Source organism: Paraburkholderia sp. SECH4, assembly GCF_030511745.1.
GTDB lineage: Bacteria > Pseudomonadota > Gammaproteobacteria > Burkholderiales > Burkholderiaceae > Paraburkholderia > Paraburkholderia madseniana.
The window spans coordinates 1-8,095 of the sequence record NZ_JALOCP010000085.1 but is presented as its reverse complement, the minus strand read 5'-3'; the positions used below and the strand labels follow the sequence as shown (position 1 = coordinate 8,095).

The 8,095-nt window shown below is 63.3% G+C and carries 7 protein-coding genes; all 7 read left to right on the top strand.

Annotated elements, in window-relative coordinates; genetic code table 11:
- Positions 1-344 precede the first annotated feature (344 nt).
- The 7 genes from M0D67_RS41510 (at position 345) to M0D67_RS41480 (ending at position 7,981) form a co-directional block, all read left to right on the top strand.
- A complete protein-coding gene (locus tag M0D67_RS41510) occupies positions 345-863 on the top strand; it encodes a (2Fe-2S)-binding protein (RefSeq protein ID WP_154559703.1) in 519 nt (172 codons plus the stop codon).
- Between the two features lie 10 nt (positions 864-873).
- Positions 874-3,252 (top strand): xanthine dehydrogenase family protein molybdopterin-binding subunit, encoded by a 2,379-nt coding sequence (locus M0D67_RS41505; protein ID WP_266243510.1) that lies wholly within the window; start codon positions 874-876, stop codon positions 3,250-3,252.
- Positions 3,253-3,274: 22 nt separating this feature from the next.
- The gene (locus tag M0D67_RS41500) at positions 3,275-4,072 is read left to right on the top strand and encodes a xanthine dehydrogenase family protein subunit M (RefSeq protein WP_266243508.1); all 798 of its coding nucleotides are present in this window, start codon (positions 3,275-3,277) and stop codon (positions 4,070-4,072) included.
- Between the two features lie 168 nt (positions 4,073-4,240).
- Positions 4,241-5,128 (top strand): MoxR family ATPase, encoded by an 888-nt coding sequence (locus M0D67_RS41495; protein WP_054037965.1) that lies wholly within the window; start codon positions 4,241-4,243, stop codon positions 5,126-5,128.
- A 5-nt stretch (positions 5,129-5,133) separates the two neighbouring features.
- Entirely contained in the window at positions 5,134-6,396 is a 1,263-nt protein-coding gene (locus tag M0D67_RS41490; protein WP_154559712.1) for a VWA domain-containing protein, read from the top strand.
- Positions 6,387-6,983 (top strand): CoxG family protein, encoded by a 597-nt coding sequence (locus M0D67_RS41485; RefSeq protein WP_266243506.1) that lies wholly within the window; start codon positions 6,387-6,389, stop codon positions 6,981-6,983. Before M0D67_RS41490 ends, M0D67_RS41485 begins: the two co-directional genes overlap by 10 nt.
- Positions 6,956-7,981, top strand: a complete 1,026-nt coding sequence (locus tag M0D67_RS41480) for an XdhC family protein (protein WP_154559698.1) — start codon at positions 6,956-6,958, stop codon at positions 7,979-7,981. Before M0D67_RS41485 ends, M0D67_RS41480 begins: the two co-directional genes overlap by 28 nt.
- Positions 7,982-8,095: the final 114 nt, after the last annotated feature.

Here is an 8,095-nt window from a genome sequence, read left to right as displayed (position 1 = left end):
GGCAACGCTAATAGACCACTAACAATTCAAGGAAAGGCCAACGCCCCAAGAACACGGACAAAAGCGCCGCGCAGGCAACCACCCCCCCACCGAAGGCAAAAAAACTAAAACCGGCGCCGCCAGGCAATCCCCAGCCCGACCGGGCAAAAAACAAACCATACCCCGCCGAGCAGGCACACAACCCAATAGCGCCGCCAGGCAATTTGTGCTTTACTTTTCGGCAGACCCATAAAAAAGAACCGCAAAAACAGCAAACCCGCAGCACCCTAATCGGACCCCACGAGCAGGCAGCTGAAGGCAGGAAAAAACAAAGGTCCGGTTTCACCCCATAAGGAGACAACTTCATGGCGATCAGCATCAGTCTGACGGTGAACGGCGCGCCCATCAGCGCCTCAATCGACCCCAACACCCTGCTTGTCCAGTTCCTGCGCGATCAACTTCGCCTCACAGGAACGCACGTCGGCTGCGACACAGCCCAGTGCGGCGCATGCACGGTCCACCTGAACGGCCGCGCAATCAAATCCTGCAACATCCTCGCGGTCCAGGCCGAAGGCGCAAACATCACCACCATCGAAGGACTCGCCAAAGACGGCGCCCTGCACCCGATGCAAGCCGCCTTCAAACACTGCCACGGCCTGCAGTGCGGTTTCTGTACGCCCGGCATGGTGATGAGCGCGGTCTCGCTCGTCGAGCGCCAACCCAATCTCACCGGCGACGACGTGCGCGCCCAGCTCGACGGCAATCTCTGCCGCTGTACGGGCTATCACAACATCGTCAAAGCAGTGCTCGAAGGCGCCGAAGGCATGAAGTCCGCCGGCACGGTCAACACCAATGCCGCGGCCACTGCGCCAGCCACCGCCTGAGGAGCCGACGATGAACGCACCCGACACCCACCTCATCGGTACTTCCGTCGAACGTAAAGAAGACTATCGTTTCCTCACCGGCAACGGTCAGTACACCGACGACATCGTCCTGCCGCAGCAAACCTACGCGGTATTCCTGCGCTCGCCGCACGCACACGCAAAAATCAACAGCATCGACACCACCGCCGCCAAACAGTCGCCCGGCGTTGTCGCGATCTTCACCGGCGCCGACATGGCCGCGGACAACGTCGGCGGACTGCCGTGCGGCTGGCTGATTCACAGCACCGACGGCAAACCGATGAACGAGCCGCCACATCCGATCATCGCGCACACGAAAGCACGCCACGTCGGCGATCAGGTCGCGCTCGTCATCGCCGACTCGATCAATGCCGCGAAAGACGCCGCCGAACTGATCGAGGTCGATTACGACGTGCTGCCGGCCGTAGTCGATACCGCGCACGCGTCCGATCCGGGCCAGGCCGCGGTTCACGACGAAGTTCCGGACAACGTCTGCTACAACTGGGGCCACGGCGACAAAGCCGCGACCGACGCCGCCTTCGCGAAAGCCGCGCACGTCACCACGCTCGACATCGTCAACAACCGCCTGATCCCGAATGCGATCGAACCGCGCGCGGTCGACGCAAGCTACTCGGTGCAGGACGACAGCTACACGCTCTACGTCGCGAATCAGAATCCGCACGTGGAACGCCTGTTGATGGCCGCATTCGTGCTGTCGCTGCCGGAATCGAAACTGCGCGTCATCGCGCCGGATGTCGGCGGCGGCTTCGGGTCGAAGATTTTCCTGTACGCCGAAGATGTCGCGCTGACGTGGGCATCGAAGAAAATTCGCCGTCCGATCAAATGGACGGCCGAGCGCTCGGAAGCCTTCGTATCCGACGCGCACGGCCGCGATCACGTGACCAAAGCCGAACTGGCGATGGACGCCGACGGCAAGTTCCTCGCAATGCGCATCCACACGATCGCCAACATGGGCGCGTATCTGTCGACCTTCGCGTCGAGTGTGCCGACCATCCTGTACGCGACACTGCTCGCCGGCCAGTATGCGACGCCCGCCATCTACGCCGAAGTGAAAGCGGTCTTCACCAACACCGTCCCGGTCGACGCCTACCGCGGCGCCGGCCGTCCGGAAGCGACGTACGTGGTCGAGCGTCTGGTCGAAACCGCCGCACGTGAGATGAAGCTCGATCCGGCCGAAATCCGCCGTCGCAACTTCATCCGCGAGTTTCCGTACGCGACGCCGGTCGGCCTCACCTACGATACCGGCGACTACGACACCACGCTAAACCGTGCACTCGAACTCGCGGACGTGAAAGGCTTCGCCGCGCGCAAACAGGAATCCGAAAAGAACGGCAAGCTGCGCGGCCTCGGCTACTCGTGCTACATCGAAGCCTGCGGTCTGGCGCCGTCGAACATCGCCGGTGCATTGGGCGCGCGCGCCGGGCTCTTCGAAGTCGGCCAGATTCGCGTACATCCGACAGGTTCCGTCACCGTGTTCACCGGCTCCCACAGCCACGGCCAGGGGCATGAGACAACCTTTGCGCAAGTAGTCGCGGACCGGCTCGGTATTGCGCTGGAAAGCGTGGAGATCGTGCACGGCGACACGGGCCGCATTCCGTTCGGCATGGGCACGTACGGTTCGCGCTCGATCGCGGTCGGCGGCTCGGCGATCATGAAAGCGCTCGACAAGATCGAAGCCAAGGCGAAGAAAATCGCCGCGCATCTGCTGGAAGCCGCGGCAGAAGACATCGAGTTCAAGGACGGCGTGTTTCGCGTCGCAGGCACCGACCGCACCAAAGCATTCGCCGAGATATCGCTCGCCGCCTACGTGCCGCACAACTATCCGCTCAACGTGCTCGAACCGGGTCTTGAGGAAAGCGCGTTCTACGATCCGAGCAACTTCACATATCCTGCCGGCTCCTACATCTGCGAGATCGAGGTCGATCCGGAGACGGGCGTCTGCCGCATCCAGCAGTTCACCGCGGTCGACGATTTCGGCAACGTGATCAATCCGATGATTGTCGAAGGCCAGGTGCATGGCGGGCTCGCTCAGGGTATCGGGCAGGCGATGCTGGAGCGCTGCGTGTACGACAAGGAGAGTGGCCAACTGTTGTCCGGCTCCTATATGGACTACGCGATGCCGCATGCGTCCGATCTGCCGAACTTCACCGTCGAAACCGCGAAGGGCACGCCGTGCACGCACAATCCGCTCGGCGTGAAAGGCTGCGGCGAGGCGGGTGCGATCGGTTCGCCACCGGCGGTCATCAACGCAATCCTCGACGCACTCGCGCCGCTCGGCGTGACCGACCTGCAAATGCCGGCGACGCCGCATCGCGTATGGTCCGCGATTCATGCAGCCAAACCCCACTAAGATCCTGAGCGGAGCATTCGACATGTATTCATTCGAGTATCAACGCGCGACGGATCCCAAAGCGGCCGCCGCAGCCATCGCCGCCGACAGTGACGCAAAGTTCATCGCCGGCGGACAAAGCCTGTTGCCCACCATGCGTCTGCGGCTCGCGCAGCCGTCGCAACTGATCGACGTGACGCGAATTCCCGCGCTCAAATCGATCACCGTCGATGCCGGCAAGGTGACGATTGGTGCCGCCGTATGCCATGCGGACGTCGCCGATCACGGCGAGCTTCGGCGCGTGCTGCCGGCGCTCGCGGACCTCGCCGGGCACATTGGCGATCGCCAGGTGCGCGCGCTCGGCACCATCGGCGGTTCGCTCGCGAACAACGATCCGGCCGCCTGCTATCCGGCTGCCGCGATGGCCTTGGACGCGACCATCGTCACCGATCGGCGACGGATTTCGTCGAGCGATTTCTTCGTCGGCATGTATGAGACCGCGTTAGCACCCGACGAGTTGATCGTGGCCGTCGAGTTTCCAGTGCCCGAACGCGCGGCCTACGTGAAATTCGAGAATCCGGCGTCGCACTTTGCGCTGGTCGGCGTGTTCGTCGCGAAGTTCGCAAACGGTGTACGCGTTGCGGTGACAGGAGCGGCGTCTTCGGTATTTCGCGTGCCGGACTTGGAAAGCGCGTTATCGGCGAATTTCACACCCGAGGCCGCGCGAGCGGTAACCGTATCCGAAGCCGACCTGAACACCGACATGCACGCGAGCGCCAAATACCGCGCGCATCTGATTCCGGTGTTAGCCGGGCGAGCGGTGGTGAGGGCAAACGGTTAGCGATCCTTGCAGTTCGCGGCTGGCGCCTCGGCGGAGTGCGTCAGCCGTGTTCGATCACGCACGCGGTGTGGCGCGACGCTCGCGCTCATCCGCTCCGTTCCGCCGACGGTATGAGTGACACGAGCGAACGCGCCGTTTTGCTCTTCACCATGCAGAGTCAGGAGCACCATGCAGCCTGCTTCAATCGACGACACGCTTGCACAACTCGCCGCCCAAAACTACTTCGCCAGCCGCGAACTCGCGACCGCGTTGTATCTCGCCCTGCGCATGGAGCGGCCGTTGTTCGTCGAAGGCGAGCCAGGCGTCGGCAAGACCGAACTCGCCAAAGCCGCGGCTGGGATGCTCGGCACCTCGATGCTGCGGCTGCAATGCTACGAAGGACTCGACACCGCCAGCGCGCTCTACGAATGGGACTACCCGCGCCAGATCATGGCGCTGCGTCTGGCCGAAGCTGCCGGCGAGCGGCCCGGCAACGACACGCTCTATCGCAGCGAATTCCTGTTGAAGCGTCCGCTGCTGCAGGCGCTGATGCCCGACGAAAATCATCCGGGCGCGCGGCGTGTGCTGCTTATCGACGAGATCGACCGCGCCGACGAACCGTTCGAAGCGTTTCTGCTGGAGCTGCTGTCGGACTTCCAGGTATCGATTCCCGAATATGGCACGGTGCGCGCAGAGCAGCCGCCGCTCGTCGTGATGACGTCGAACCGCACGCGCGAAGTGCACGACGCGTTGAAACGCCGTTGCCTGTATCAATGGATCGGCTATCCCGAGCGCGATCGTGAACTGGAGATCGTCGCCGCGCGCGCGCCGCAGACGTCGGTTGAATTGCAACGGCGTGCGGTCGATTTCGTGCATCGACTGCGCGGCATGGATCTGTTCAAGGCGCCTGGTATCGCCGAAACGATCGACTGGTGCCGCGCTTTGGAAGCGTTGTCGGTAACGGAACTCGATCCGCAATCGGTGCAGAACACCCTGGGTGTGCTGCTCAAGTATCAGGACGATCTGGCGCGCATCGACGCCGCGCAGATCGCGCAATGCCTCGCGACTCCGGGATGACGGTGATGACCGCCTCCGCCGATACTTCGAGCGCGTCGGCCGCACCGATCGATACGCCCACGCTCGCCCACAACGTCGTCCACTTTGTGCGTGTGCTGCGCGGCGCGGGCTTGCCGATGTCGCCGGCGCAAGCGGTCGACGCACTCGCCGCGTTGCACTGGATCGACCTCGGCCGGCGCGACGATGTGCGCGCCGCGCTCGCCACGCTCCTCGTCTCCGCGCCAGACGAACGCGACCTCTTCAACGCCGCCTTCGATCTGTTCTGGCGCGACCCGGATTGGGAAGGCAAGCTGCGCGCGCTGCTGTTGCCGAAAGTCCGCGATGGGTTGCCGCCACCCAAACGCAACAACCGTCTCGCCGACGCGCTTGCCGTGCGCACGCCACCGTCGCCGCACAGCAAGGCGCCACAGGAGACCGAACAACACGAACTACGCGCGCACGTCACCTTCAGTGCTGAAGAGCGGCTACGTCATCGCGATTTCGAGACGCTTTCCGCTGACGAATGGCGGACGTTGCGGCATCTGATCCGCGGCCAACGTCTGCCGCTTGCCACCGAACCGACGCGCCGCCTGAAGGCCGCGTCGCACGGCACGCATGCCGATTTGCGCGCGAGCGCACGACAAGCGGTGCGCGCCGGTGGCGACTGGACGGTGTGGAAGTATCGCGCGGTAGTGGAACGCAAACCGCCGCTCGTGTTGCTGCTGGATATCTCCGGCTCGATGAGCAGCTATTCGCGCGCGGTCCTGTACTTCTGCCACGCGCTTCTGCAATCGCGTGAGCGCCTGCAGGTGTTTCTTTTCGGCACCCGCCTGACCAACGCGACGCGCGCGCTGCGCGAGCGCGATCCCGACGTGGCGATCGCGACGCTCACCGATCAGGTGGTCGACTGGTCGGGCGGCACGCGGATCGGCGCGGCGCTTGCCGAATTCAACCGGCGCTGGGCACGTCGCGTGCTGACCGGCAGAGCCACGGTGCTGCTCGTCACCGACGGCCTGGATCACGAAGCGATCGACGTGCTCGACACCGAAATGGCCCGCCTGCGCCGCTTCGCACACCGTATCGTGTGGCTCAACCCGCTGCTGCGTTTCAGCGGTTTTTCACCGAAAGCGCGCGGCGTGCAGGCGATCCTGCCGTACGTCGACGCACATCGCCCGGTTCACAATCTGGACAGTCTGACGGCGTTCGGCCGCGACCTCGCGCAACTCACGCGCGCGCCTCGTTTGAGCGTCTGCGCCACGACAACTGCAGGAGCAACGCCATGGAATTAAATGAGACCCATATGCTGCCGGTTTCCCAGCAGCGCGCGTGGGATGCGCTAAACGATACCGAAATCCTGCGCGCGTGCATTCCCGGCTGCGAAAGCATCGACCCGGATGGCGAAAACGCGTATGCGGTGGTGTTGAGCGCTTCGGTCGGTCCGGTGAAGGCGCGCTTCAAAGGGCGTATGCTGCTGACCGACATCGAGGCGCCGAACAGCTACACCATCGTTTTCGAAGGTCAGGGTGGTGCGGCGGGCTTCGGCAAGGGCAATACGCGCGTCACGCTCGAACCAGAGGGCGACGCCGCGACGAAGCTCACATACACGGCGACTGCACAGGTCGGCGGCAAGCTCGCCCAGATCGGTTCGCGGCTGGTCGACGGCGCTGCGCGTAAACTCGCGGGCGAATTTTTCAAGCGCTTCGGCGCGCAGGTCGGCGGCGACGCTGACGGCGCGACGGCCCCGGATGACGGCGTCACTGCAGTAACTGAAACAGCGGCGCAAAATACGGAATCGGATGAGGCTGCGGACACTGAGTCCGGCGGCGACGGAACCAAAAGGAAGAAATCATGGAGAGCGTGGATCTCGAAGTTCTGAAGTCCAGTGCACGTTGGCTGGAAGAGGGACATCGCGCGCTGCTGGTGACGGTAGTGAAGACGTGGGGCTCGTCGCCGCGTCCCGAGGGCGCGATGCTCGCGGTGCGTGACGATGGCCTCGTGGTGGGTTCGGTATCGGGCGGCTGCATCGAAGACGACCTGATCGACCGCGTGCGGCAAAGGGGTATTGAGCAGACACGCCCGGAGGCGGTGAAGTACGGCATTACCGCGGAAGAAGCGCATCGCTTCGGCCTGCCTTGCGGCGGCACGATCCAACTGGTGCTGGAGCCTTTGACGCCGCAAAGCGGCATTGCCGATCTGTGCCATGCGGTAGAGGACGGCCGTCTGGTGGCGCGTGAAGTCGACATGGTGACGGGCGCAGTGCGGCTGGATGCGGCGCTGGCAACCGACGGCGTGCATTTCGACGGCGAGCGTCTGCTGACGATTCACGGTCCGCGTTACCGGATGCTGGTGATCGGTGCGGGGCAGTTGTCGCGCTATCTGTGCAACATCGCGGTTGGGCTCGACTATCAGGTCACCGTATGCGATCCGCGCGAGGAGTACACCGAGGAGTGGAGCATTCCCGGCACGAAGATCGTGCGGACGATGCCGGACGATACGGTGATCGACATGAAGCTCGACGAGCGGTGTGCGGTGATTGCACTGACGCATGATCCTAAGCTGGATGATCTTGCGTTGATGGAGGCGTTGAAGACGCCGGCTTTTTATGTGGGTGCTTTGGGGTCGAGAAGGAACAATCAGGCGCGGCGCGAGCGGTTGAAGGAGTTCGATCTGAACGATGCCGAGTTGGCCCGGCTGCATGGGCCGGTTGGGATTTATATTGGCAGCCGGACGCCGCCTGAGATTGCTGTTTCTATTCTTGCTGAGGTTACTGCGGCTAAGAATGGGGTTTCGTTGCCGACTTTATTGCAGGTTGAGGGCGCTAAGGCAGCGCGGGAGATTGCGGCTTCTGGTGGGGCGGCTGCTTGTAGTGTTTAGTTTTTTTGCCTGCGCGGCGCTTTTTGGCCGTGTTCTTAGGGCTTTGGCCTTTCCTTGATTTGTTAGTGGTCTATTAGCGTTGCCCCTGTGCGGGGCAATGCTCTCAACTTAAGC

Coding starts and splice junctions, on each gene's coding strand:
- M0D67_RS41495 (WP_054037965.1), top strand. CDS start 4,241: ATGCAGCCTGCTTCAATCGACGACACGCTTGCACAACTCGCCGCCCAA.
- M0D67_RS41490 (WP_154559712.1), top strand. CDS start 5,134: ATGACCGCCTCCGCCGATACTTCGAGCGCGTCGGCCGCACCGATCGAT.
- M0D67_RS41505 (WP_266243510.1), top strand. CDS start 874: ATGAACGCACCCGACACCCACCTCATCGGTACTTCCGTCGAACGTAAA.
- M0D67_RS41500 (WP_266243508.1), top strand. CDS start 3,275: ATGTATTCATTCGAGTATCAACGCGCGACGGATCCCAAAGCGGCCGCC.
- M0D67_RS41485 (WP_266243506.1), top strand. CDS start 6,387: ATGGAATTAAATGAGACCCATATGCTGCCGGTTTCCCAGCAGCGCGCG.
- M0D67_RS41480 (WP_154559698.1), top strand. CDS start 6,956: ATGGAGAGCGTGGATCTCGAAGTTCTGAAGTCCAGTGCACGTTGGCTG.
- M0D67_RS41510 (WP_154559703.1), top strand. CDS start 345: ATGGCGATCAGCATCAGTCTGACGGTGAACGGCGCGCCCATCAGCGCC.